A 23724-nucleotide genomic window follows, 5' to 3' on the forward strand; every position below is an offset into this window, starting at 1 on the left:
ACCGATGAGCAACCCTTCCCTTCTTATCCTTCCCGGCGACGGTATTGGCCCCGAAGTCATGGCCGAAGTTCGCAAGATCATCGACTGGTTCGGTGACAAGCGCGACCTGAAAATCGACGTCAGCGAAGATCTGGTCGGTGGCTGTGCCTATGACGCGCACGGCACCCCCCTGACCGACGAAACCATGGCCAAAGCGCAAGAGGTGGACGCGGTTCTGCTGGGCGCTGTGGGTGGTCCGCAGTACGACAATCTGGACTTTTCGGTAAAGCCCGAGCGCGGCCTGCTGCGCCTGCGCAAGGAAATGGATCTCTACTCCAACCTGCGCCCCGCACAATGCTTTGACGCGCTGGCGGATTTCTCGTCCCTGAAAAAGGACGTGGTTGCCGGTCTGGACATCATGATCGTGCGCGAACTGACCAGCGGCATCTATTTCGGTGAGCCGCGCGGCATCTTCGAAGAAGGCAATGAACGCGTCGGCATCAACACCCAGCGCTACACCGAGAGTGAAATCGAACGCGTTGCGCGCTCGGCCTTTGAACTGGCCCGTCGCCGCAACAACAAGGTGTGCTCGATGGAAAAGGCCAACGTCATGGAATCGGGTATTCTGTGGCGCGAAGTGGTTCAAAAGGTTCACGACGAAGAATACGCCGACGTGGAACTGTCGCATATGTACGCCGATGCAGGCGCGATGCAGCTGTGCCGCTGGCCCAAACAGTTCGACGTCATCGTGACCGACAACCTGTTCGGCGACCTGTTGTCGGATGCGGCGGCGATGCTGACCGGTAGCTTGGGCATGTTGCCCTCGGCCAGCCTTGGCGCACCGATGGCCAATGGCCGTCCCAAGGCGATGTACGAACCGGTCCACGGCTCGGCCCCCGACATCGCGGGCCAGGGCAAGGCGAACCCGATCGCCTGTATCCTCAGCTTTGCAATGGCGCTGCGCTATAGCTTTGATCAGGGCACCGAGGCAGACCGCCTTGAGGCCGCGATCGAAAAGGTTCTGGCCGATGGCGTTCGCACCGCGGACCTGTTGCAGGCCGAGGGCGAGACCCCCGTCTCGACCAGCGAAATGGGCGATGCCGTGATCGCCGCACTGGACGCCAGCCTGTAAGGCGCATCCACATTTCTGAACTTTTTATGGAACCGGGCGACCTCTCGCCCGGTTCTTTCCGTATATGGGCGCGAACCGTCTTGGCAACGGAACCATTCGCGTGCCAATAATTTTGAACTGTTTGCGATAACGACAAAGGTGACCGTATGATGGGGTCAAATGCAAAAGGGGCTATTCTCGCGTTGATGGGGTTTGCCGTCTATTCCCTGCACGACGTGATCATCAAGGTCCTCGGCGCATCCTATCAACCCGCCCAGATCCTGTTTTTTAGCGTGCTGTTGGGCTTTCCCCTGACCACGGTCATGCTAATCCGCGATTCATCGGGCGAGAGCCTCAAGCCGCGCCGCCCCTTGTGGACATGGATTCGCACGGTGGCGGTTTGCATCACTGGCCTGTCTGCCTTCTATGCCTTTTCCAAGCTACCGCTGGCGCAAACCTACGCGATCATCTTTGCGACGCCTTTGTTGATCACCGTGCTGTCGATTCCGATTCTGGGTGAAACCGTGCGTCTGCGCCGCTGGGCCGCCGTGATCGTGGGTCTGATGGGCGTTATGGTCGTGCTGCGCCCTGGAGAAACGGAACTGGGCCTTGGGCATCTCGCCGCCCTTGTCGCCGCGTTTAGCAGTGCGATTGCGTCTATCATCGTGCGCAAAATCGGCCATGAGGAACGCAGCATCGTTCTGTTGCTGTATCCGATGCTGGCGAACTTTGTGATTATGGGGGCGTGGCTGCCGTTCATCTATGAACCGATGCCGGGGATGCATTTGGCAGGCCTTGGCGCGATTGCCGCAATGGCCCTGATTGCTATGTTGTGCATGATTTTCGCCTATAAGGTCGGCGAGGCCGTCGTGGTCGCCCCGATGCAGTATTCCCAGATTCTGTGGGCGTCTCTGTATGGCTGGTTCTTTTTCGGGGAGAGCGTGGACTCCGCCACGATGATCGGCGCGGCCATCATTATCGCAAGTGGTCTCTACATCCTGTTCCGCGAGGGCAATTCGGATGCCTCGGAGAACACGCCGGTTCTGCGCACACGCTCGCGTCCGGAAACGGGCACGGCTCCACGGGTTGGCGCCTATCTGCGACGGATGAACAAGCGCAAGAAATAGGGGAAATGGCCTCTTGCAAAACCCTGCAGGGCACTGTAATCCGCCCCCATTCGGTCGGAGTGTAGCTCAGCCTGGTAGAGCACTGTCTTCGGGAGGCAGGGGCCGGAGGTTCGAATCCTCTCACTCCGACCAAATAAACAAGGCGCCCACCGGCGCCTTTGTTTGTTTTAGGCGGCCCCATGTGCGCTCGACCACCGACGGATGATCGTGGGCCCCAGAACGTTGATCCCGACCCCGATCAGAACCAGCGCCGACGCGATCAGTTTCCAACCCTGCATCGGTTCGCCCAAAACAGTCGCCGCAAAGGCCATGCCGAACACCGGCACCAGCAAGGCAAAGGGCGCGACCGTGCTGGCCGGATAGGTGTTCAGCAGCTTGCTCCAGACGGAAAAGCCATAAAACGTCGTTGGATAGACGATATAGGCAATCGCCCCCACGCCGATCCACGACACATCCGACAGGGCGATGGCGATGCGTGCTGGCCCCTCAACCGCCAAGGACACCGCCAACAAGGGCACCGGCGGTACCAGACCGCCCCAAACCACAAGGGACAGGACGTTGACCGGCCAGATCCGCTTGGACACCAGATTGGCAATGCCCCAACTGATTGCGCCACAGATCACCAAGGCAAACCCGACAATCGCGCCCGTGCCGCCCGTATTCAACGCGACAATCCCAAGCCCCGCCAGCGCGATCAGGATCCCCGCGACCTTATAGGGGCGGATCGCCTCGCCCAGCACCAGAACCGACAGCACGACCGTGACCAGCACCTGAAACTGCAACACCAGCGACGCCAGACCGGCCGGCACGCCAAGGTACATGCCGCCAAACAGAAACGCGAATTGCAGCGTGAACATGAACAGCCCGTACAGGATCAGCAACCGCACCGGCACCCGTGGACGCGGCAACAGGAACACCGCCGGAACCACCACCAGAACGAACCGCAAAACGGTCAGCAATATGGGCGGAAATTCCCGCAAGCCCACCTGAATAACCACAAAGTTGAACCCCCAGATCGCCACGACCGACAGGGCCAACACGATGTGACGCGCGGACATGTCAGTCGACCTGCGGCACGTCGGCGGCACCGCGTTTATGCGCCTCTTGGATGATCTGTTTGTTCAGGATACGCACCTCGCCCACCATCAACAGGCGCATGTCCTTGACGATGTAAGCCGCCAGATCCGCGTCCGCGATGTCATCCCCGTCGATGTCCAGACGGAACCCTTGGCCCTGAATGCCGCCGCCGTTGCTAAAGTCAATCTCGAAATCAAAGACCACGCGATGCTCTGTCATTGGGGTGCCTTTCCATGTTTTTGGGCCGCGATACGCGCGCGCCGGTTTCTGGTTTTTGCCTGATTGCCACAGCCCGCCGCCGACGAGCACCATTTACGTCGGCCCGGGGGTGAGGCGTCAAAAAACAACATGTTACATCCGCCGCAGCGGCGCAGGCGTGCCCGACGTTCGCCCCCCAAAAGGGCAATGGCGTCGCCCGCAATTTCGGCCATCATCGCGCCAAACGGATCATCGGCACGCGTCACAACCCCGTCGCGCGTCAACACGGGCCGTGGCGCGCCCACCGACGCGGCCGCGTTGATCACGGCCAAATCCGCGTCATCCATCGGCGCGCCCTCGATACAGGCGCTGGCGGCGTTGAAAATCGCCTCACGCAATTTACGCACCGACGCGATGTCCCCGACCGCCCCTGCCGCATAGGCCAAACGCCCCGTCCCCGTGATCCACCGCGCCACATCGGCCTCAGTCGCCAACAGGTCCACATCCCCGACCCCGCGCTCGGACACGGTGTCGACCAGATCAAGGCACAGGCTGCCCGCTTTGTATTCGAAACCTCTCATGTCGACACTAGTATAACAGGTGTCGATTCGTCACAAACATTTCCCGATCCCGATTGCGTGATCGCACGGATCAAACGGGAATCGGGTCGCGACAAGCCACGGCAGGTAAAAGGAAAAGCCCCAGAAACGCGAAAACCGCCGGACCAAGGTCCAGCGGTTTTTCGAGTCCGACCAGCGGAGAAAGTGGTGAGCCGTGAAGGATTCGAACCTTCGACCCACTGATTAAAAGTCAGTTGCTCTACCAACTGAGCTAACGGCCCACTTTGTGTGGCGCTAACTAGGGAAACCGACGGATGGGGTCAAGTGCATTTTTGCGATTTTTTGCGACGATCTGGATAAAGTTTCACACAAGGGTTATATGCCGCCCTATGAGCACCACAGAGCCCCAACAAGGCATGGCATTTTATAAGATGCATGGCCTTGGCAATGATTTCGTCGTTTTTGATCACCGCGCGCAGGCCACCCCGCTTGCGCCGTCTTTGGTCACGGCCATCGCCCATCGCCATATGGGAATCGGCTTTGATCAGCTGGCGATCATCGAAAATCGCGGGAATGCGGACGCGCATCTGGTGTTTCTGAACGCGGATGGCTCGGAATCGGCGGCCTGCGGAAACGCGACGCGCTGTATCGCGCGCCACCTGATGAACGAGACCGGCAAGACCGATCTGACCCTGACCACCGGTCGCGGCACCCTGTTCGCGCGCGATGCGGGCGATGGTCTGACCTCGGTCAACATGGGACATCCGCAACTGCGCTGGGACGAAATCCCTCTGACGCATGAGATGGATACGCTGATTCTGCCGATCGACGGGGACCCGACGGCCACCGGCATGGGCAATCCGCACTGCACCTTTTTCGTCGAGGACGCCGAGGCGATCGATCTGCACACCCGCGGGGCCGAGATCGAACATCACCCCCTCTACCCCGAACGCACCAATGTGCAATTTGCCTCGGTGATCGGGCCTGACCACCTGCGCATGCGGGTGTGGGAACGGGGCGTGGGGCCGACGCTTGCCTCGGGCTCGTCCTCTTGCGCAACTGCCGTGGCCGCCGCGCGTCGGGGTCTGACGGGCCGCAAGGTGCGCATCGATCTGGACGGCGGTACGCTGCACGTGGAATGGGCGGATGACGGCGTCTGGATGACCGGCCCGACCATGCATGTCGCCACCGGCTATTTCACGCCCGAATTTCTGGACGCGCACCGATGACCACGCCGCCCAAATTCACGACGCTGGGCTGTCGCCTGAACGCATATGAAACCGCCGCGATGCAGGAACTGTCCGAACAGGCCGGCGTCGACAATGCGGTGATCGTGAACACCTGCGCCGTCACCGCCGAGGCCGTGCGCAAAGCGCGTCAGGAAATCCGCAAACTGCGCCGCGAAAACCCCGACGCGACCCTGATCGTGACGGGCTGCGCGGCCCAGACCGAACCCGAAACCTTTGCCGCCATGGACGAGGTCGATCAGGTCATCGGCAACACCGAAAAGATGCAGGCCGAAACGTGGCAATCCATCGCCAAAGGCCCCGATTTCATCGGCGAAACGGAAAAGGTCCGCGTCGATGACATCATGTCGGTCACCGAAACGGCGGGCCACCTGATCGACGGCTTTGGCCGCCACCGCGCCTATGTTCAGGTGCAAAACGGCTGCGATCACCGCTGTACCTTCTGCATCATCCCGTTCGGGCGCGGCAATTCGCGCTCGGTCCCTGCGGGCGTCGTTGTGGAACAGATCAAACGCCTCGTCGGGCGCGGCTTTAACGAGGTCGTCCTGACCGGCGTCGACCTGACCAGCTGGGGCGCGGACCTGCCTGGCGAACCGCGCCTCGGCGATCTGGTCATGCGCATCCTGAAACTCATCCCCGATCTGCCCCGCCTCAGGATCAGTTCGATCGACTCGATCGAGGCCGATGAGAACCTGATGGCCGCCATCGCGACCGAATCCCGCCTGATGCCGCATCTGCACCTGTCGCTGCAGGCGGGCGACAACATGATCCTCAAACGGATGAAGCGCCGCCACACCCGCGAAGACGCCATCGCCTTCTGCCAAGAGGCCCGCAAACTGCGTCCCGATATGACCTTTGGCGCGGATATCATCGCCGGGTTCCCGACCGAAACCGAAGAGATGTTCGAAAACAGCCTGCGCATGGTCACCGACTGCGACCTGACGTGGCTGCATGTCTTTCCCTATTCGCCCCGCCCCGGCACCCCCGCCGCCCGCATGCCACAGGTCAACGGCAAGGCGATCAAATCCCGCGCCGCCCGCCTGCGCGCCGCCGGTGAGACACAGGTCCAAACACACCTCGCCGCGCAAATCGGACGCACCTGCGAGATCCTGATCGAAACCCCCCGCCTTGGCCGGACCGAGCAATTCACCGAGGTCCATTTCGACACCGACCTCCCCGAGGGCCAAATCATCCGCGCCGAAATCACAGGGCGTACCGATTCCCACTTGCTGGGCCTGCCTCTTCATCTTGGCTAAAATACTCAAATTCCGAGACCGCCATGAGCACCCCGATCCTTTATACCTTCCGCCGCTGCCCCTATGCGATGCGCGCGCGCCTTGCCTTGGCTTCGGCGGGGATCACCGTCGAACTGCGTGAGGTCGTGTTGCGCGACAAACCCGCGGACCTGCTGACCGCGTCGCCCAAGGGCACAGTTCCGGTTCTGGTCGACGGGGACGATGTGGTTGAGGAAAGCCGCGACATCATGCTCTGGGCGCTCCATCGCAATGACCCCGAGGGCTGGCTGAACCGGCCCGACCTGAACGACCTGATCGACACGATCGAGGGTCCGTTCAAAACCGCGCTGGACCGCTATAAATACGCCACGCGGTATACGGACGCCGACCCCGACTCTGAACGGGCCAAGGCCGCCGCGATCCTGATGGGCCTCAACGCGAAACTGGACGGAAAGCCGTGGTTGGGCGGGGATTCTCCCTGTTTTGCGGATATGGCCACCGTGACTTTTGTGCGACAATTCGCCATGGTCGACCTTGCGTGGCTCCGCGCGCAGGACTGGCCGCATGTCACGGCGTGGCTGGACCGGTTCCTGAACAGCGACCGCTTTGCCGCGATTATGGCGAAATACCCCCAATGGGTGCCGGATTCGCCCCCGTTTTATACGGATTTCGCGCTCAACCCCTGATCTAGCGCGCAATGCTAAACACGCGTGACCACAGGATCCGCAAGGAATCGCCTGCATACTTTTGTGCACAGATTTCTGAAAATCATCGCGGGAAATGGGGATGGGCAGTGCCCTTTTCAAGATAAAAGGCAGCGTTATGTCGTCGCGGTTGCGCGAATTCGGTGCAATCGTGCTGGACGGTTGGAAGCAAGGCCGCTAAATACCGGCCCGATTGGAATGCTAATGGCCGAATGCGGTCGCAGACCAAGCGTTTGGTCCAGGAAGGGAGAAATCTCGTGTCCCACGCAGAAGATCACGCAGGCACACGCCGCGATTTTCTTTATTACGCAACCGCCGGTGCGGGCGCCGTTACCGCAGGTGCAGCCGCATGGCCGCTCGTCAACCAGATGAACCCCTCGGCAGACGTTCAGGCGCTGTCGTCGATCCGCGTTGATGTTTCGGGTGTTGAGGTCGGCACGCAGCTGACGATCAAGTATCTGGGTAAGCCGGTGTTCATCCGCCGCCGCGCCGCAGATGAGATCGAAGCAGCCCGCGCTGTTGATCTGAGCGAGCTGATCGACACCAACTCGCAAAACGCCAACAACCCCGCCTCTGACGCAGCCGACGAAAACCGGACGCTGGACGAAGCTGGCGAATGGCTGGTCATGGTTGGCGTTTGTACGCACCTTGGCTGTGTGCCGATCGGCAACGGCGCAGGTGAGTTCGGCGGCTGGTTCTGCCCGTGCCACGGCTCGCACTACGACCAATCCGGCCGTATCCGCAAAGGCCCGGCGCCGCGCAACCTGGACGTTCCGGTTGCCGAGTTCGTCGACGAAACGACCATTAAGCTGGGCTAAGGGAGGCACCTATGTCTGGAATTCCACACGATCATTACGAACCGAAAACGGGTGCCGAAAAGTGGCTGCACAAGCGCCTGCCCGTTGTCGGTCTGCTGTATGATACCCTGATGATCCCCACACCCAAGAACCTGAACTGGATGTGGATCTGGGGCATCATCCTGACCTTCTGCCTTGGCTTGCAGATCGTCACCGGCATCATCCTTGCGATGCACTATACCCCGCATGTCGATCTGGCGTTCGCCTCGGTCGAACACATCATGCGCGACGTGAACGGCGGTCACATGATCCGCTATTTCCACGCCAACGGCGCTTCGCTGTTCTTTATCGCTGTTTATGCCCACATCTTCCGTGGTCTTTACTACGGGTCGTACAAGGCCCCGCGTGAGGTCACATGGATCATCGGTATGCTGATCTATCTCTGCATGATGGGCACCGCGTTCATGGGCTATGTTCTGCCTTGGGGTCAGATGTCCTTCTGGGGCGCGACCGTGATCACCGGCCTGTTCGGCGCGATCCCGTTCATCGGTGAGTCGCTGCAGACTTGGCTGCTGGGCGGACCGGCAGTGGACAACGCCACGCTGAACCGCTTCTTCTCGCTGCACTATCTGCTGCCGTTCGTGATCGCTGGTCTGGTTGCTGTCCACATCTGGGCGTTCCACACCACCGGCAACAACAACCCCACGGGTGTTGAAGTTCGCCGCACGTCCAAAGCAGACGCCGCCAAAGATACCGTTCCCTTCTGGCCCTACTACGTCATCAAAGACGTGTTCGCGCTGGCGGTTATTCTGGCTGTGTTCATGGCGATTGTTGGCTTTATGCCCAACTACCTTGGCCACCCCGATAACTACATCGAGGCAAACCCGCTGGCGACGCCCGCACACATCGTTCCCGAATGGTACTTCCTGCCGTTCTACGCGATCCTGCGTGCCTTTACCGCCGACGTCTGGGTTGTTCAGTTCGCAAGCTGGATCACCGGCGGCATCATCGACGCGAAATTCTTCGGCGTTCTGGCGATGTTCGGCGCGATCATCGCGATGGCTCTGGCACCTTGGCTGGACACCTCGTCGGTACGTTCGGGCCGTTATCGCCCGATGTTCAAATGGTGGTTCGTCCTGCTGGTCATCGACTTCTTCGCCCTGATGTGGCTGGGTGCGATGCCTGCTGAAGAACCCTTTGCAAGCTTCTCGCTGATCGCTTCGGCCTACTGGTTCGGTTACTTCTTCGTCATCCTGCCGCTGCTGGGTGTGATTGAGAAACCGCTGGCAACGCCTGCGACCATCGAAGACGACTTTAACGCCCATTACGGCAAGGGCGGGACCGACGCTTCGTCGACCCCGGCCGAGTGAGAAAGAGGATCAAGAGAACAATGATCAAGAAACTCACCTTCTCGGCGCTTTCCGCCCTCGCAATTTCGGCCAGTGGTGCACTGGCCGCGGGCGGCGAAGGCCACATCGAGGACTTCGACTTTTCGTTCGAAGGTCCCTTCGGCACCTATGACCAGAACCAGCTGCAGCGCGGCCTCAAGGTTTACACCGAGGTGTGTTCGGCCTGTCACGGTCTGAAATTCGTCCCCCTCCGCACCCTTGCGGATGAGGGCGGACCGCACCTGCCTGAAGATCAGGTTCGTGCCTATGCCGAACAGTTCGACGTCTACGATCCCGAGATCGACGACTTCCGTTCGGGTACGCCGACCGACTTCTTCCCGAGCTCGGCTCTGGAAAACGCACCTGACCTCAGCCTGATGGCCAAGGCACGTGCCGGTTTCCACGGCCCGATGGGCACCGGTATCAACCAGCTGGTTAAAGGTATCGGTGGCGCGGAATACATCGCCTCGATCCTGACCGGTTACACCGGTGAGGAAAAAGAGGAATACGGTTCGATCTTCTACGAAAACACCGCCTTCCCCGGTGGCTGGATCGCGATGAGCCAGCCCCTCTATGGCGAAGACGTTGAGTTCGACGATGGTCACGACAACAGCCTGCACCACGAAGCAGAGGACGTTGCCGCGTTCCTGATGTGGGCCGCAGAACCCAAGATGATGGCACGTCAGCGCGCCGGTTTCGTGGGCGTGACCTTCCTGATCGTACTGTCGGTTCTTCTGTACCTGACGAACAAGCGCCTGTGGGCCGGCGTCAAAGGCAAGAAGAAAGACTAAGGTCTAGCGAATACGCAAAACACAAAACGCGCCCCACTCGGGCGCGTTTTTTTTGGTCCTTAACAGCAATTTAAATCTAGGCTGACCTTGTGGATCGGGGGCAAAGCCCCTATTCATATATCAAAAGATGAATATGAAGGTCCTGTTATGCGACTGTCTGCCCTACGTCCCCTTGCGCGGTATCTGCCCATTCTCGAATGGGGCAAGACCTATAACCGCGATGCGCTGACCAATGATGTGGTGGCGGCGGTGATCGTGACGATCATGCTGATCCCGCAATCGCTTGCCTATGCGCTGTTGGCCGGACTGCCTGCGGAAATGGGTCTCTATGCGTCGATCCTGCCTCTGGTGGCCTATGCGATCTTTGGCACCTCGCGCGCGCTGGCCGTGGGGCCCGTGGCGGTTGTGTCCCTGATGACGGCAGCGGCGGTCGGGAACCTTGCCCTGCAGGGCACCGCCGAATACGCGGCGGCGGCAATCATTCTGGCGTTCCTGTCGGGTCTGATCCTGATTGTGATGGGGGTGTTCCGTCTGGGCTTTCTGGCGAATTTCCTGTCCCACCCCGTTGTGGCGGGGTTCATCACCGCGTCGGGCATCATCATCGCGTTCAGCCAGCTGAAGCACATCCTTGGCGTCTCGGCGTCGGGGCATAACCTTGCCGAACTGCTGCATTCCCTGATCTCCCATCTGGGGCAGGTGAATATTCCGACCCTGATCATCGGCGTGACCTCAACCGCATTTCTGTTCTGGGTGCGCAAGGGGCTAAAGCCCCTGTTGCTGGCCCGCGGCCTGAAACCCCGCACGGCCGACATTCTGGCCAAGGCGGGTCCGGTGGCCGCCGTTGTGGTGACCACCCTTGTGACGGCCCTTTTCGGCCTACAGAACTATGGCGTGGCGATTGTGGGCGACGTGCCGCGCGGCTTGCCGCCCCTGACATGGCCGTCCTTTGACATGAGCGTCTGGAGCAGCCTGTTCGGCAGTGCCGTCCTGATCTCGATCATCGGGTTCGTGGAATCGGTCTCTGTGGCGCAAACCCTTGCGGCCAAGAAACGCCAACGCATCGTGCCCGATCAGGAACTGATCGGTCTGGGCGCCTCGAACATCGCCGCCGCCGTGTCGGGCGGGTATCCGGTCACGGGCGGTTTTGCGCGGTCGGTCGTGAATTTCGACGCGGGTGCCGAAACCCCCGCCGCTGGTGCGTTCACGGCGATTGGGATCGCCCTTGCCGCGCTGGCCCTGACGCCGCTGTTGTTCTTTTTGCCCAAGGCGACACTGGCCGCGACGATCATCGTTGCCGTTCTGTCCCTGGTCGACTTTTCCGTCCTGAAAACCACGTGGGCCTACAACAAGGCCGATTTCGCGGCCGTGACCGCGACGATCCTTCTCACCCTTGGGTTTGGCGTGGAAACCGGCGTGTCGGCGGGTGTGGGGATTTCGATCTTTCTCTATCTCTACCGCACCTCGCGCCCCCATATCGCCGAGGTGGGCGTCGTTCCGGGGACCGAGCATTTCCGCAACATCAACCGCCACCGCGTGAACACCACGCCGGACATCCTGACGATCCGCGTCGACGAGAACTTGTATTTCGCCAATGCGCGTTACCTTGAGGACTACTTGTTTGACCGTGTGGTTGGCGAAAAGGATCTGAAACACGTGGTTCTGATGTGCTCGGCCGTGAATAACATCGACACCTCCGCTCTGGAATCGCTGGAGGCGATTGATCACCGGTTCCGCGACATGGGCCTGAAACTGCACCTGTCCGAGGTGAAGGGCCCCGTGATGGATCGCCTTAGCCGGACCTATTTCCTGCACCACCTGTCGGGGCGCGTGTTCCTGTCCCAATACGAGGCGATTCAGGAATTGTCGAAATCCGCCGATGACGGTCACGAAGCCGAAACCGCGACGAACTGACTATTGATTCATATCGGATTCGCGTGCACCAACACTGTCAAAGTACCGATGGTAAACCCTAGGGAGAGACCTATGAAAACCAAGTTCGCTGTAATCGCTGCCACGCTTTTGGCTGCTGGTCCCGTATTTGCCGATGGCCACGGTGCCTCGGGCGACGCCGAAGCCGGTGAAAAAGCATTCCGTCAGTGCATCTCCTGCCACGTTGTCGTCAACGAAGCGGGCGAAACGCTGGCCGGTAAGGCCGCGAAAACCGGCCCGAACCTCTATGGCGTTGCTGGCCGCGTTGCCGGTAGCGTTGAGGATTTCCGCTATTCCAAACTGCTTGAGGCCGCGAACGGCGCTGGCGTCACCTATGACGAAGACACCTTTGTCCACTTCATCATGGACCCCTCGGGCTACATGAGCGAAGCAACCGGCGAAAAAGGCCGCTCCAAGATGTCCTACCGCGCACGTAAAGAAGACGACGCGAAAAACATCTACGCCTACCTGACCAGCCTCGCCGCTGAATAATCCGTCCCACGTGGATGGCAGGGCCGTCGGAGCGATCCGGCGGCCCTTTGTTTTGCGCTATTGCTTGCCCCGATCCGCGCGGACCGCTATTTCACCCCCAACAAGGAGCACAGCGTATGAGCATCAACAGTTTCGGACACCTGTTTCGCGTGACCACTTGGGGCGAGAGCCACGGGCCCGCCCTTGGCGCGACTGTGGACGGCGTTCCCCCGGGCGTGCCGGTGGATGAGGCGATGCTGCAGCACTGGCTGGACCGCCGCAAACCGGGGCAGTCGAAATTCACGACCCAGCGCCGTGAACCCGATGCGGTCAAAATCCTGTCCGGCGTGTTTGAAGGTCAGACCACCGGCACCAGCCTTCAGTTGATGATCGAGAACACCGATCAGCGCTCCAAGGACTACGGTGAGATCGCCGAGAAATTCCGCCCCGGCCATGCCGATATCACCTATTGGCAGAAATACGGCATCCGCGATTATCGCGGTGGCGGGCGCAGTTCGGCGCGCGAAACCGCCGCCCGTGTGGCCGCCGGTGGCGTGGCGCGCGAGGCGCTGAAATCCCTGATCCCCGGCGTACAGATCACGGGCTATATGACCCAGATCGGCCCGCACAAAATCGACCGCGCCAATTTCGATTGGGACCAGATCGAACAGAACCCGTTCTGGACCCCTGACGCACAGGCCGCCGATGATTGGGCAACCTATCTGGACGGTTTGCGCAAGGACGGCAATTCGGTCGGCGGTGTGATCGAGGTCGTCGCACGCGGCGTGCCTGCGGGTCTTGGCGCGCCGGTCTATGGCAAGCTCGACACCGACCTTGCCGCCGCCATGATGAGCATCAACGCCGTCAAAGGCGTCGAGATCGGCGATGGCATGGCCGCAGCCGAGCTGACAGGCGTCGCCAACGCCGATGAGATCCAAATGGGCCCCAACGGCCCCGAATACAGTTCCAACCACGCTGGCGGCATTCTGGGCGGTATTTCGACCGGTCAGGACATTGTCGTGCGCTTCGCGGTCAAACCGACCTCGTCGATCCTGACCCCGCGCAAGACGATCACCAAATCCGGCGAGAACACGGAAATCGTCACCAAGGGTCGCCACGACCCCTGTGTCGGCATCCGCGCGGTTCCGGTGGGTGAGGCGATGATGGCCTGTGTCCTGCTGGACCACGTGTTGTTGCACCGCGGTCAGGTCGGCGAAAACCGCGGCCAGATCGGTTAAATCAGGCGGGCGGTTTCTGGCGCGACAGTTGGACCGCCAGAATGCCCGCCATGATGATCGCTACCCCGATCACATCCGTCAGGCCAAGGGTCTCGCCCAGCAGGACCGCCGCCACGGCCACCCCGAAAAACGGGTTCAGAAAGTGAAAGGTCGCCGCGCGCACGGCGCCAATGCGGTTGACCAGCACAAACCAGATCAACGTCGCCGCCAGACCAGGCACCAGCGTGGTGTAGATAAAGGCGGCGATCAGACGGGCGCTCCACGTCACCTGCCACGTCTCGGTGAGCAGGGCGACAACGCCCAGAACCACCGCCCCGACCAGCATCTGTAGACCCACGATCATCAACAGGTTCCCGCCGGAGGACGCCCCGCGCACCGATAGGGTCGCCACCGACAGGGCCAGCGCCCCGATGATACACATGGCAAGGCCGGTCATATCGACGCCGCCACTGATCCGCGTGGCCATGATGACCGCCACGCCGACGAACCCCATAACCAACCCCGCGATGCCCAGCGCGGGCAGACGTTCGCGAAACACGATCCACCCCAGCATCCCCACCATCAACGGCATGGACGAGGCGATGATCGACGCCAAACCGGCCTCAATCGTGCGCATCGCGACAAAGTTCAGACCCAGATACATCGCGTTCTGGCAAATCCCGAAAATGATGGTCGAGCGCCACTGCGCACGGCTCAATCCCGCCGTCTGGCCCAATGCCGCCGCCAGACCCACACCGATCAATCCGGAAATCAGAAACCGCAGCGCCAGCGCCGTCACCGGCGGGGCGTCCTGAACAATGATCCGCGCCGAGGTAAAGGCCGACGACCACATCAACGCAAAGGTCAGGCCCAGAAAAATCGCGCGAATATCCATGCAGGTCTCCGGAAAAATTAAAGGGCCGCCACTGGCGACCCTAGACACTTGGTGCTTGCGTGCAAGCGAGAAAGATTAGCCGTTCACGCTGTCTTTCAGAGCCTTGGCGATCGTCATTTTGACAACCTTGTCGGCTTCTTTCTTGATCTGCTCACCGGTCGCGGGGTTGCGAACCATGCGCTCGGGGCGCTCACGGCAGTAGATCTTGCCGATGCCGGGCAGAGTTACAGCACCACCGCCGGAAACTTCGCTGGTGATCACGCCGGTGATCGCATCCAGAGCAGCGCTTGCGGTTTTCTTGTCTGCGCCCATTTCTTCTGCCAGAGCGGCGACGAGCTGGGTCTTGGTCATGGGTTTTGCCATGTATTGTCTCCTCGTTGTGCCCTCTGATTTGGGGCTCATTTGCGCAATCTACCTGAATATTGTGGTCGGACACAACGATTTGTGGTGCCGAAACCCTATTTTTCAAGGCAAAAAGGCCGGTTTTTCGCCCTACAGGAAGGCAGTTTCTTCAAAGCTACGCAATTTACGCGAGTGGATTCGTTCCAACGGCATCTCACGCAGCAGTTCCATGGCGCGTATCCCAATCTGCAGGTGGCGTGCAACCTGCGTTTTGTAAAAATCCGACGCCATGCCGGGTAATTTCAATTCGCCATGCAGGGGTTTGTCCGAAACGCACAGCAGCGTGCCATAGGGAACGCGGAACCGATACCCGTTCGCGGCGATGGTCGCGCTCTCCATGTCCAGTGCAATCGCGCGGGATTGGGACAGGCGTTGCACGGGTCCCGATTGATCGCGCAGTTCCCAGTTCCGGTTGTCGATCGTTGCGACCGTGCCCGTACGCATCACGCGCTTCAACTCATAGCCCTGTAGTTCCGTCACCTGTTCCACCGCCGTTTCCAGTGCGATCTGGATTTCGGCCAGCGCAGGGATCGGCACCCAGACCGGCAGGTCCGCGTCCAGCACGTGGTCCTCACGCAGGTAGGCATGGGCCAGAACAAAATCACCAAGGCTCTGGCTATTCCTCAGACCGGCACAGTGCCCGACCATCAACCACGCATGCGGGCGCAGAACGGCGATGTGGTCGGTCGCGGTTTTGGCGTTCGACGGCCCCACCCCGATATTGACCAAGGTAATCCCGCCACCATCCGCGCGCTTCAGGTGATAGGTCGGCATCTGCGGCAATTTCGCGGGCACCTGCATCGGGGCCTCGGGGTCGGTGATCACCTGATTGCCCGGACCGACCAAGGCGACATAGCCCGAGTCCGGATCGGCCAGCATCTGGCGGCCGTAGTCCTCAAACTCTTCGACGTAGAACTGATAGTTGGTGAACAGAACGTGGTTCTGAAAATGGCTGGGGTCGGTGGCCATGTAATGCGACAGACGGGCCAGCGAATAATCCACCCGCTGGGCCGTAAAGGGCGCCAAAGCCGAGGATCCATCGGGATGCTGGAACCCGTATCCGTTGACGATATCGTCGTTCGTGGTCGACAGGTCCGGCACGTCGAACACATCGCGCAGCGAGAACGACAATACCCCGTCCTGCGGGATCGTCACCGACTGATCCCCCGCCATGGCAAAGTGCAGAGGGATCGGCGTGCTCGACGGGCCGACCATCACGCCCACGCCGTGGTTTTCCATCAGCAGGCTGATTTGTTGTTCCAGATAGTGGCGGAACAGGTCAGGGCGCGTGATCGTTGCGGAATAGACCCCGGGATCGGTGACGTGGCCAAAGCTCAATCGGCTGTCGATGCGCGCATAGCTGGTCGTGACCAAACGCACCTCGGGGTAAAACGCGCGATAGCGTTGATTGCCCATGCCATTCTGGATCACATCCCCGAACTTGGCGCACAGAAACGTGGTCGCCTGCGTGTACAGATCGCACAACCGATCCACCGCCGCCGCCGGATCCGTGAAATGTTGGGGTCCGGTCATTTCGGGGGTTTGGATGGGGAATTCTTGATCTGCCTGCATGTGGTTCTTACCTGTCCAACACTTATTGTTTGCGTTATCGCAGGTTGTCACCAAGTGACAGGGTGACGCAAGCCCTTGGTCTTGCACACGCTGACGAATGCCGGAATGATCGCGCCATGAAAAAGATATTGCTGTCCCTCGGCCACGGCTATTCGGCCCAAGCACTGGCCCGTCTTTTGCCCCGTGACGAATGGGACATCATCGCCACTACCCGCGATGCGGATAAGGCCGCGCGCCTTCGTGATGAGGGCGTTGAGGCGATCCTTTGGCCGGGCACCGACCTGACCCGCTATTGCGAACGGGCGACCCATGTTCTGGCGTCTATCGCGCCGGGGCCTGAGGGCGATCCGGTCCTGCGTGAGGTGGCCGCGCCACTGCGCGCCGCGCCGAACCTGGACTGGGTCGGCTATTTGTCGACCACGGGCGTTTACGGCGATCATCAGGGCGATTGGGTCGATGAAGACACGCCCCTGACCCCATCCACCCGTCGCGGCATGGCCCGAAAACAGGCGGAGCTGGCGTGGGGGTCGTTTGACCTGCCGCTGCATATCTTTCGCCTTGCCGGTATCTATGGCCCCGGACGTGGTCCGTTCTCCAAGGTGCGCAAGGGCACGGCGCGCCGCATCATCAAGGAAAACCAGCTGTTTTCGCGCATCCATGTGGATGACATCGCTCAGGTTCTGCTGGCCTCGATCAACAGCCCTCGTCCGGGCGCGGTCTATAACGTCTGTGACAACGATCCCGCACCGCCCCAAGACGTAATCGCCCATGCGGCGGAATTGTTGAACATGCCGATCCCACCCGCGATCCCGATTGAAGAGGCCGAGATGTCCCCGATGGCGCGCAGCTTTTACGCCGAGTCCAAAAAGGTGCGCAACGACCTGATCAAGGATGAGCTTGGCGTCGACCTGCACTATCCAACATATCGGCAAGGTTTGGCCGCGTTGTTGGCTGCCGAAGAAAAACAATAGGCAACCCAAACGCGGGGAAATGCGTTATATTCCCGATCCAACAACGCAGACGCCCATGATTTCGAACCGCGAACCCCAGAGCCTGAACGACATTCTGACCGCCTTGCGCAAGGCGGCAGAGGGCGATCATGTGTCCGTGCGCGATATCCTTGCCCAGATCGGGTCGCACTCGTTCGCGCCGCTGTTGCTGGTGCCCGCGTTGATCCTGATTTCGCCGATTTCGGGCATTCCCGGGACGCCGACCATCGGGTCGATCATCATCCTGCTGATCGCCGGTCAGGCCGTTCTGGGGCGCGATCAATTGTGGCTGCCGGGGTTCATCATGCGCCGCAAGATCAGCGCCGCGCGGTTTTGCAAGGCGCTTGATTTCATGCAGCGCCCCGTCGATTTCGTGGACCGACACAGTCACAAGCGTCTGGCCGTCCTGACCTATCGCCCGTTGTCGTTCATCGCGATGGGAATTTGCGTGTCGATTGCCGCGATCATGCCGTTTCTGGAACTGTTGCCGATGGTCACGTCACTGGGCGCAACCGCGATTGCCCTGTTCGCGGTTGGCCTGATGGTGTCGGACGGGTTGTTCGTCGTGACGGGCTACGCGGTTCTGGGTGGTGCGGCGCTATTGCTGACGCACCTGATCAGTCTGGCCTAGCTGCTGGCCCGTGCGTCCAGAACCTCAACCCCCAGAACCTCAAGCACCTTGCGTTCGATATCGGGCGCATTCATCGCCGCGATATCATACATCGCCTCGGGGCTGGCCTGATCAATGAACGTGTCGGGCAGAACCATCGACCGGAATTTCAGACCGTGATCGAACACGCCCTCATCCGACAACAACTGGGCCACGTGACTGCCAAAGCCGCCCACGGCGCCCTCTTCGACGGTGATCAATGCCTCATGTTCCGCCGCGAGGGACAGGATCATGTCGCGGTCCAGCGGCTTGGCAAACCGCGCATCGGCAATCGTCGGGGTGATCCCGCGCGCCGACAGGGCCTCTGCCGCCTTTTGCACCTCTTGCAGGCGCGTGCCAAAGGACAGGATCGCAACGCGGCTGCCCTGTGCGATCATGCGACCCTTGCCGATCTCCAAGATCTCACCGCGTTCGGGCATGTCGACACCGACGCCTTCGCCACGGGGATAGCGGAACGCAATCGGCCCGTCGTCATAGGCGGCGGCGGTCGCGACCATGTGCTTGAGCTCGGCCTCATCCGCGGCGGCCATCACGACCATGCCGGGTAGGTTGGCCATGAACGCCACATCGAATGACCCCGCATGCGTCGCGCCATCGGCCCCGACCAGACCCGCGCGGTCAATTGCGAACCGGACCGGCAGGCGTTGGATGGCGACGTCATGCACCACCTGATCATAGCCGCGCTGTAGGAACGTCGAATACATCGCGCAGAACGGGCGCAGACCACCGGCGGCCAAACCCGCGCTGAACGTGACGCCGTGCTGTTCGGCGATGCCCACATCGAACACCCGCGTCGGAAAGCGTTCGGCAAACAGGTTCAGGCCCGTTCCATCAGGCATTGCCGCCGTCACGGCAACAACCCTGTCATCGGCGGCGGCTTCTTGGATCAATGCCTCGGCAAAGACCTTGGTATAGCTCGGCGCGTTCGACGGGGCCTTGCGTTGCTTGCCCGTCACCACATCGAATTTGGCGGTGGCGTGGCCCTTGTCCGGCGCGCCCTCGGCGGGGGCGTATCCTTTGCCCTTTTTGGTGATCGCATGGATCAGGATCGGGCCGTTCGCGCGGGATTTCACCGTGCGCAGAACCGCCAACAGCTGTTCCATGTCGTGACCGTCGATGGGGCCGATATAGCTGAACCCCAGCTCTTCGAACAGCGTTCCGCCAACGGTCAGATGTTTCAGCATCTCGCGCGCCCGTTTCGCGCCCTCTTGGAACGGCGGGGGCAGCAGGCTGACCGCGCCTTTGGCGGCGGCCTTCAGCTCTTGGAACGGCGCGCCTGCATAGAGGCGCGACAGATAGGACGAAAGCGCGCCCACCGGCGGGGCAATCGACATTTCGTTGTCGTTCAGGATGACGATCAACCGCTTGCCCAAATGGCCCGCGTTGTTCAGCGCCTCAAACGCCATGCCGGCACTCATCGAGCCGTCCCCGATCACGGCAATCGCGTCGCCCAGACCGTGTTCCGGCGCACCGCCCAGATCCCGCGCCACGGCAAAGCCCAGCGCGGCGGAAATGGACGTCGAACTGTGCGCGGCACCGAAGGGGTCATAGGCGCTCTCGCTGCGCTTGGTGAACCCGGACAGGCCCCCCTGTTGGCGCAGGGTACGGATGCGGTCGCGGCGACCGGTCAGGATCTTATGCGGATAGCACTGGTGCGACACATCCCAGATCAGGCGGTCGCGCGGCGTGTCAAACACCGCGTGCAGCGCGACGGTCAATTCGACAACGCCCAGACCCGCGCCCAGATGGCCACCGGTTTCGGACACGGCGGAAATGGTTTCCTGACGGACCTCTTCGGCCAGACGGGTCAGATCGGCATCGCTCAACCCTTTCAGGTCGGCGGGGACGTTCACCTTGTCCAAAAGCGGTGTCACAGGTTTATCGCCCATTGTGCGATCTCCGGTCTGATTAGCTGCGACGCGAAATAACGAACCGTGCCGCATCCCGCAAGGTATCGGCCCCTGCGCCATATGGTTCCAGTGCGCCAATCGCCTCATCAATCAGGTCGCGCGCACGGGCCTTGGCCCCGTCCAGACCCAATAGCGTGACGAATGTCGCCTTGCCTGCGGCGGCGTCTTTGCCGACGGCCTTGCCGACCTCGGCCGCGTCGCCCTCAATATCCAAGATGTCGTCGGCGATCTGAAAGGCAAGGCCGAGCGCTGCGGCATACCGCGTCATCGGCGCAATATCCGCACGCGCCAGACGCGCGCCGGCCTCAGCCGACCATGCGATCAGGGCACCGGTTTTACCCGCCTGCAATTCGGTGATTTCGTCCAAGGTCAGGGGACGATCCGCGCTTTCGGCGGCGATGTCCAAGGCCTGACCATAGACCATCCCGCGCGCGCCCGAAGCACGGGCCAGCGATCCGATCAAATCTACGCGAACATCGGCATCCGCGTGCGTCGCCGGATCGGACAACAGATCGAACGCCAGCGTCTGCAGGGCATCACCGGCCAGAACGGCCGTCGCCTGATCCCATTTCACATGTACGGTCGGCAAACCACGGCGCAGGTCGTCATCGTCCATGCAGGGCAGATCGTCGTGCACAAGGCTATAGGCATGGACCGCCTCAATCGCGGCGGCGGCGTTCAATGCGCGCGCGGGATCAACCCCGTAGAGCGCCGCGCCCTCAACCACCAGAAACGCCCGCAGACGTTTGCCCCCCGACACGGCATAGCGCATCGCGTGCACAACCGGCTGATCGGGGTAGTCCGCCAAAACGGCATCCAGATGGGCGCCGACCTGATCGGCGACGAATTCCAACCGGTCGCGGAACATTACATACCTTCGACGGGTGTGGTGCCGGTCGGGTTGCCGTTACCATCCAGCGTGATGGCGGCGACCTTTTCCTCGGCCTCTTTCAGCTTTTCCTCACAGCGCTTGTTCAGGGCCGCACCGCGTTCATAGAGCTTGATCGAATCCTCAAGCGGGACATCGCCGCGCTCCAACTGATTGACCACGCGTTCCAGTTCGGCCATGGCCTCTTCGAAACTCATCTCGCTGACTTGCTTGTCGCTCACGTCTACTGCTCCATCAACACCGCTATGTGGGCCGCTACGCTGGCGGCCAGCGCATCAAGATCATATCCGCCCTCAAGTGTCGAGACCACCCGCCCCTGACACAGACGATCCGCCGCCTCGCACAGACGCCGCGTGATCCATTCGAAATCGGTCGTGTCCCAGTCCAGTTGCGCTAGCGGGTCGTCGCGGTGCGCATCAAACCCCGCCGAGAGCAGAATCAATTCGGGTTGAAAGGCGTCCAGCGCCGGAATGATCTGCTCGGTCACGGCGGCGCGCATTTCCGATCCGCCGGAATGCGGCGGCAGGGGGATGTTGATGACATTGCCATGGGCACCGGTTTCCGACGCCTGCCCCGTCCCGGGATAGAGGGGCATCTGATGCGTGGAAATGAACAGCGTTCGATCCTCGTCCCACAACAGGTCCTGTGTGCCGTTGCCGTGGTGCACATCGAAATCCACAACCGCCACGCGGGACAGGCCGTGATGATCCAACGCATGTTTCGCGGCCAAGGCCACATTCCCGAACAGGCAAAACCCCATCGCGGTTTCGGTTTCCGCGTGGTGCCCCGGCGGACGGGTGGCGACGAATGCGTTCTGCACTGCGCCCGACAGGACCAGATCCACCGCCAACAGGTTCCCGCCAACAGCCCGCAATGCGGCGTCCAGTGAACCGGGCGATACATGGGTGTCACTGTCCAACATGACCATCCCCGTCTCGGGGATCGCGGCGGCAATACGGTCGGCATAGGATGCGGGATGACAGGCGTGAACCGCGTTCAATTCGGCGCGCGGGGCCTCATGCCGGATCAGCGCGTCAAACGCGGGATCCGACATGCGGGTTTCAATCGATTCTAGGCGCGCGACACGTTCCGGATGGCCCGGCGGCGTCACATGGCCCAGACAATCGGAATGGGTGATGTAGGCGGTGCTCATACTCTGAGCTTAGGTAGGCGCAGGCGCCCCGTCAAACCTAGGCCGTCAAAGCTAGTCAGGGGCCAACATATACCCCGCACCGCGCACGGTTTGCAGGTAACGCGGCTTTTTGCTGTCGGCCTCGATCTTGCGGCGCAGGCGGGTGATCTGAACGTCTACGGCGCGCTCTTGGGCCTGACCTTTGTCGCGGCCCAGATCCTCAACCAGTTTCGCGCGGCTGATCGGTTCACCCGGACAGGCCGAGAACAGGCGCATCAGCTGGCTCTCGGTTGCGGTCAGACGGACAAGAGACGTGCCTTGCCACAGTTCACCGCGTTCGATGTCATACCGTACCGCACCCAGATGCAGAACCTTTGGCCCCGCCTCAACCGTGGTTTCCTGCGGCACACGGCGCAGGATGGCGTTGATCCGCAACAGCAGCTCTTTGGGCTCAAACGGTTTGGCAAGGTAATCATCCGCCCCCGCCTCTAGGCCCGAAATACGGTCCGATGTCTCGGCCCGCGCGGTCAACAGCAGGATCGGCGTGGAAATCGTTTCGCGCAGGGATTGGGTCAGGCTTACGCCGTCCTCGCCCGGCATCATCACGTCCAGAACGATCAGGTCGAATTCCAGACCGCCCAGCAGACGCCGCGCCTGTGCCGCGTCGCGCGCCGCGCTGACCAAGAACCCGTTGCGCATCAGGAATTTCTGCAACAATCCGCGGATGCGTTCGTCGTCATCCACGATCAACAGGTGTGCGTCGCAATTATCGGTCATTGGCCCCCTCCTTGAGCGCGGCGAAATGGCGATGCATCTCGGGGTCCATCATCGCCTCAAGCACCTGCCGGAACCCGATCACGGCCTCGGGGCCTGCGATCTTGTACGCCTCGCGCATGCGGGCGCGTTGGGCATCTGACAGTTCTTGTTCCAACGCTTCACCAATTACAGTCAAATACAAATGACGTTCACGTTTGTCGCGCTTGCCAACCTTGCTTTCGACAAGGCCGTCCGCGATCAAACCGCGCAAAACTCGGTTCAGAGACTGTTTCGTAACCCCAAGAATAGCAAGCAGATTGTTGACCGTCGTACCCGGAGCGCGGTGGATAAAATGCAACGCGCGGTGGTGCGCCCGCCCATACCCATATTTTTCCAGAATACGGTCGGGATCGGCGGTAAACCCCCGATAGGCAAAGAACATTGCCTCAATCCCTTTGCGCAGCTGTTCGTCCGTCAGAAACAGCAGGCTTTCACCCCGTTGCGAGGATGCCGTGCCCGGTTCGGCCATGTCGCGCCCCTTAATCCTTTGTTTTTCGAAGTTTAAGTCAGCCTTGTTGACTTTCCAAGAATCAATTGGTAGCGATCCGGACAATTTAGCGAAACTTTCTGTCTGTTTGTCGCGCTAACGGCGCAATTTTCGCAAATCTGACAGCACCT

General features: G+C 61.0%; 25 protein-coding genes and 2 tRNA genes. 14 read left to right on the forward strand and 13 right to left on the reverse strand.

Annotated features, from left to right (window positions below; translation table 11 throughout):
• Positions 1-4 precede the first annotated feature (4 nt).
• The 3 genes from leuB (at position 5) to R1W00_RS13140 (ending at position 2349) form a co-directional block, all read left to right on the forward strand.
• On the forward strand, positions 5-1111 hold the full coding sequence (leuB, locus tag R1W00_RS13130) for a 3-isopropylmalate dehydrogenase (RefSeq protein WP_317263208.1): 1107 nt from the start codon (positions 5-7) through the stop codon (positions 1109-1111).
• Between the two features lie 149 nt (positions 1112-1260).
• Positions 1261-2217, forward strand: a complete 957-nt coding sequence (locus R1W00_RS13135; RefSeq protein WP_317263209.1) for a DMT family transporter — start codon at positions 1261-1263, stop codon at positions 2215-2217.
• A gap of 55 nt (positions 2218-2272) precedes the next feature.
• Positions 2273-2349: transfer RNA gene (locus tag R1W00_RS13140), tRNA-Pro, on the forward strand.
• 35 nt (positions 2350-2384) lie between these two features.
• On the opposite strand, the gene R1W00_RS13145 is transcribed toward R1W00_RS13140, so the two are convergent.
• From R1W00_RS13145 to R1W00_RS13160, 4 genes are all read right to left on the reverse strand, one after another.
• A complete protein-coding gene (locus R1W00_RS13145) occupies positions 2385-3275 on the reverse strand; it encodes an EamA family transporter (RefSeq protein WP_317263210.1) in 891 nt (296 codons plus the stop codon).
• Position 3276: 1 nt separating this feature from the next.
• The gene (locus R1W00_RS13150; protein WP_317263211.1) at positions 3277-3513 is read right to left on the reverse strand and encodes a hypothetical protein; all 237 of its coding nucleotides are present in this window, start codon (positions 3511-3513) and stop codon (positions 3277-3279) included.
• Positions 3510-4073 (reverse strand): CGNR zinc finger domain-containing protein, encoded by a 564-nt coding sequence (locus tag R1W00_RS13155; protein WP_317263212.1) that lies wholly within the window; start codon positions 4071-4073, stop codon positions 3510-3512. Before R1W00_RS13155 ends, R1W00_RS13150 begins: the two co-directional genes overlap by 4 nt.
• Before the next feature lie 184 nt (positions 4074-4257).
• Positions 4258-4333 (reverse strand) — tRNA-Lys (locus R1W00_RS13160).
• A gap of 108 nt (positions 4334-4441) precedes the next feature.
• Here R1W00_RS13160 and dapF point away from each other — a divergent pair.
• From dapF to aroC, 9 genes are all read left to right on the forward strand, one after another.
• Entirely contained in the window at positions 4442-5281 is an 840-nt protein-coding gene (dapF, locus tag R1W00_RS13165) for a diaminopimelate epimerase (protein ID WP_317263213.1), read from the forward strand.
• The gene (gene mtaB / locus R1W00_RS13170; protein WP_317263214.1) at positions 5278-6555 is read left to right on the forward strand and encodes a tRNA (N(6)-L-threonylcarbamoyladenosine(37)-C(2))-methylthiotransferase MtaB; all 1278 of its coding nucleotides are present in this window, start codon (positions 5278-5280) and stop codon (positions 6553-6555) included. Before dapF ends, mtaB begins: the two co-directional genes overlap by 4 nt.
• Positions 6556-6578: 23 nt before the next feature.
• Positions 6579-7220, forward strand: coding sequence for a glutathione S-transferase (locus R1W00_RS13175; RefSeq protein WP_317263215.1), 642 nt, complete (start codon positions 6579-6581; stop codon positions 7218-7220).
• A 275-nt stretch (positions 7221-7495) separates the two neighbouring features.
• Complete coding sequence (gene petA, locus R1W00_RS13180) at positions 7496-8056, forward strand: ubiquinol-cytochrome c reductase iron-sulfur subunit (RefSeq protein WP_317263216.1); 561 nt, start codon at positions 7496-7498, stop codon at positions 8054-8056.
• 11 nt (positions 8057-8067) lie between these two features.
• Positions 8068-9405 (forward strand): cytochrome b, encoded by a 1338-nt coding sequence (petB, locus tag R1W00_RS13185; protein ID WP_317263217.1) that lies wholly within the window; start codon positions 8068-8070, stop codon positions 9403-9405.
• A 20-nt stretch (positions 9406-9425) separates the two neighbouring features.
• Positions 9426-10214 carry a cytochrome c1 gene (locus R1W00_RS13190; protein ID WP_317263218.1) on the forward strand — a complete coding sequence of 263 codons (789 nt, stop codon included), beginning with the start codon at positions 9426-9428 and terminating at the stop codon, positions 10212-10214.
• Between the two features lie 147 nt (positions 10215-10361).
• The gene (locus R1W00_RS13195; RefSeq protein WP_317263219.1) at positions 10362-12125 is read left to right on the forward strand and encodes a sulfate permease; all 1764 of its coding nucleotides are present in this window, start codon (positions 10362-10364) and stop codon (positions 12123-12125) included.
• 72 nt (positions 12126-12197) lie between these two features.
• Positions 12198-12635 carry a c-type cytochrome gene (locus tag R1W00_RS13200; RefSeq protein ID WP_317263220.1) on the forward strand — a complete coding sequence of 146 codons (438 nt, stop codon included), beginning with the start codon at positions 12198-12200 and terminating at the stop codon, positions 12633-12635.
• Positions 12636-12751: 116 nt separating this feature from the next.
• Positions 12752-13852: a chorismate synthase gene (aroC, locus tag R1W00_RS13205; RefSeq protein WP_317263221.1), complete on the forward strand. Its 1101-nt coding sequence runs from the start codon at positions 12752-12754 to the stop codon at positions 13850-13852.
• A 1-nt stretch (position 13853) separates the two neighbouring features.
• Here aroC and R1W00_RS13210 read toward each other — a convergent pair whose 3' ends face one another.
• The 3 genes from R1W00_RS13210 to R1W00_RS13220 all read right to left on the reverse strand — a co-directional run bounded on the left by R1W00_RS13210 (position 13854) and on the right by R1W00_RS13220 (position 16700).
• Positions 13854-14726, reverse strand: coding sequence for a DMT family transporter (locus R1W00_RS13210; protein ID WP_317263222.1), 873 nt, complete (start codon positions 14724-14726; stop codon positions 13854-13856).
• A gap of 75 nt (positions 14727-14801) precedes the next feature.
• The gene (locus tag R1W00_RS13215) at positions 14802-15089 is read right to left on the reverse strand and encodes an HU family DNA-binding protein (protein WP_317263223.1); all 288 of its coding nucleotides are present in this window, start codon (positions 15087-15089) and stop codon (positions 14802-14804) included.
• A 129-nt stretch (positions 15090-15218) separates the two neighbouring features.
• The gene (locus R1W00_RS13220) at positions 15219-16700 is read right to left on the reverse strand and encodes an AMP nucleosidase (RefSeq protein WP_317263224.1); all 1482 of its coding nucleotides are present in this window, start codon (positions 16698-16700) and stop codon (positions 15219-15221) included.
• 116 nt (positions 16701-16816) lie between these two features.
• Here R1W00_RS13220 and R1W00_RS13225 point away from each other — a divergent pair, with 116 nt between their 5' ends.
• Together R1W00_RS13225 and R1W00_RS13230 are read left to right on the forward strand one after the other, a co-directional pair.
• Positions 16817-17671, forward strand: a complete 855-nt coding sequence (locus R1W00_RS13225) for an SDR family oxidoreductase (protein ID WP_317263225.1) — start codon at positions 16817-16819, stop codon at positions 17669-17671.
• Positions 17672-17726: 55 nt separating this feature from the next.
• Positions 17727-18320, forward strand: a complete 594-nt coding sequence (locus tag R1W00_RS13230) for an exopolysaccharide biosynthesis protein (RefSeq protein WP_317263226.1) — start codon at positions 17727-17729, stop codon at positions 18318-18320.
• Here the strand turns inward: R1W00_RS13230 and dxs are convergent.
• The 6 genes from dxs to R1W00_RS13260 are packed head-to-tail and all read right to left on the reverse strand — an operon-like array spanning position 18317 to position 23575.
• Positions 18317-20248 (reverse strand): 1-deoxy-D-xylulose-5-phosphate synthase, encoded by a 1932-nt coding sequence (gene dxs / locus R1W00_RS13235; protein WP_317263227.1) that lies wholly within the window; start codon positions 20246-20248, stop codon positions 18317-18319. The two genes, R1W00_RS13230 and dxs, sit on opposite strands and share 4 nt — an antisense overlap.
• A 19-nt stretch (positions 20249-20267) precedes the next feature.
• A complete protein-coding gene (locus tag R1W00_RS13240) occupies positions 20268-21137 on the reverse strand; it encodes a farnesyl diphosphate synthase (protein WP_317263228.1) in 870 nt (289 codons plus the stop codon).
• Complete coding sequence (locus R1W00_RS13245) at positions 21137-21379, reverse strand: exodeoxyribonuclease VII small subunit (protein ID WP_317263229.1); 243 nt, start codon at positions 21377-21379, stop codon at positions 21137-21139. Before R1W00_RS13245 ends, R1W00_RS13240 begins: the two co-directional genes overlap by 1 nt.
• A gap of 2 nt (positions 21380-21381) precedes the next feature.
• Complete coding sequence (locus tag R1W00_RS13250; RefSeq protein WP_317263230.1) at positions 21382-22311, reverse strand: histone deacetylase family protein; 930 nt, start codon at positions 22309-22311, stop codon at positions 21382-21384.
• Positions 22312-22362: 51 nt separating this feature from the next.
• Positions 22363-23067 (reverse strand): response regulator, encoded by a 705-nt coding sequence (locus tag R1W00_RS13255; protein WP_317263231.1) that lies wholly within the window; start codon positions 23065-23067, stop codon positions 22363-22365.
• Entirely contained in the window at positions 23057-23575 is a 519-nt protein-coding gene (locus tag R1W00_RS13260) for a MarR family winged helix-turn-helix transcriptional regulator (protein WP_317263232.1), read from the reverse strand. Before R1W00_RS13260 ends, R1W00_RS13255 begins: the two co-directional genes overlap by 11 nt.
• Positions 23576-23724: the final 149 nt, after the last annotated feature.

The sequence above is a fragment of the Rhodovulum sp. FJ3 genome, from assembly GCF_032918305.1.
Lineage (GTDB): Bacteria > Pseudomonadota > Alphaproteobacteria > Rhodobacterales > Rhodobacteraceae > SAT37.

Excerpts from the sequence above, each read along its gene's own strand:
- leuB (WP_317263208.1), top strand. The coding sequence starts at position 5 with ATGAGCAACCCTTCCCTTCTTATCCTTCCCGGCGACGGTATTGGCCCC.
- R1W00_RS13135 (WP_317263209.1), top strand. The coding sequence starts at position 1,261 with ATGGGGTCAAATGCAAAAGGGGCTATTCTCGCGTTGATGGGGTTTGCC.
- R1W00_RS13145 (WP_317263210.1), bottom strand. The coding sequence starts at position 3,275 with ATGTCCGCGCGTCACATCGTGTTGGCCCTGTCGGTCGTGGCGATCTGG.
- R1W00_RS13150 (WP_317263211.1), bottom strand. The coding sequence starts at position 3,513 with ATGACAGAGCATCGCGTGGTCTTTGATTTCGAGATTGACTTTAGCAAC.
- R1W00_RS13155 (WP_317263212.1), bottom strand. The coding sequence starts at position 4,073 with ATGAGAGGTTTCGAATACAAAGCGGGCAGCCTGTGCCTTGATCTGGTC.
- dapF (WP_317263213.1), top strand. The coding sequence starts at position 4,442 with ATGAGCACCACAGAGCCCCAACAAGGCATGGCATTTTATAAGATGCAT.
- mtaB (WP_317263214.1), top strand. The coding sequence starts at position 5,278 with ATGACCACGCCGCCCAAATTCACGACGCTGGGCTGTCGCCTGAACGCA.
- R1W00_RS13175 (WP_317263215.1), top strand. The coding sequence starts at position 6,579 with ATGAGCACCCCGATCCTTTATACCTTCCGCCGCTGCCCCTATGCGATG.
- petB (WP_317263217.1), top strand. The coding sequence starts at position 8,068 with ATGTCTGGAATTCCACACGATCATTACGAACCGAAAACGGGTGCCGAA.
- R1W00_RS13190 (WP_317263218.1), top strand. The coding sequence starts at position 9,426 with ATGATCAAGAAACTCACCTTCTCGGCGCTTTCCGCCCTCGCAATTTCG.
- R1W00_RS13195 (WP_317263219.1), top strand. The coding sequence starts at position 10,362 with ATGCGACTGTCTGCCCTACGTCCCCTTGCGCGGTATCTGCCCATTCTC.
- R1W00_RS13200 (WP_317263220.1), top strand. The coding sequence starts at position 12,198 with ATGAAAACCAAGTTCGCTGTAATCGCTGCCACGCTTTTGGCTGCTGGT.
- aroC (WP_317263221.1), top strand. The coding sequence starts at position 12,752 with ATGAGCATCAACAGTTTCGGACACCTGTTTCGCGTGACCACTTGGGGC.
- R1W00_RS13210 (WP_317263222.1), bottom strand. The coding sequence starts at position 14,726 with ATGGATATTCGCGCGATTTTTCTGGGCCTGACCTTTGCGTTGATGTGG.
- R1W00_RS13215 (WP_317263223.1), bottom strand. The coding sequence starts at position 15,089 with ATGGCAAAACCCATGACCAAGACCCAGCTCGTCGCCGCTCTGGCAGAA.
- R1W00_RS13220 (WP_317263224.1), bottom strand. The coding sequence starts at position 16,700 with ATGCAGGCAGATCAAGAATTCCCCATCCAAACCCCCGAAATGACCGGA.
- R1W00_RS13225 (WP_317263225.1), top strand. The coding sequence starts at position 16,817 with ATGAAAAAGATATTGCTGTCCCTCGGCCACGGCTATTCGGCCCAAGCA.
- R1W00_RS13230 (WP_317263226.1), top strand. The coding sequence starts at position 17,727 with ATGATTTCGAACCGCGAACCCCAGAGCCTGAACGACATTCTGACCGCC.
- dxs (WP_317263227.1), bottom strand. The coding sequence starts at position 20,248 with ATGGGCGATAAACCTGTGACACCGCTTTTGGACAAGGTGAACGTCCCC.
- R1W00_RS13240 (WP_317263228.1), bottom strand. The coding sequence starts at position 21,137 with ATGTTCCGCGACCGGTTGGAATTCGTCGCCGATCAGGTCGGCGCCCAT.
- R1W00_RS13250 (WP_317263230.1), bottom strand. The coding sequence starts at position 22,311 with ATGAGCACCGCCTACATCACCCATTCCGATTGTCTGGGCCATGTGACG.
- R1W00_RS13255 (WP_317263231.1), bottom strand. The coding sequence starts at position 23,067 with ATGACCGATAATTGCGACGCACACCTGTTGATCGTGGATGACGACGAA.
- R1W00_RS13260 (WP_317263232.1), bottom strand. The coding sequence starts at position 23,575 with ATGGCCGAACCGGGCACGGCATCCTCGCAACGGGGTGAAAGCCTGCTG.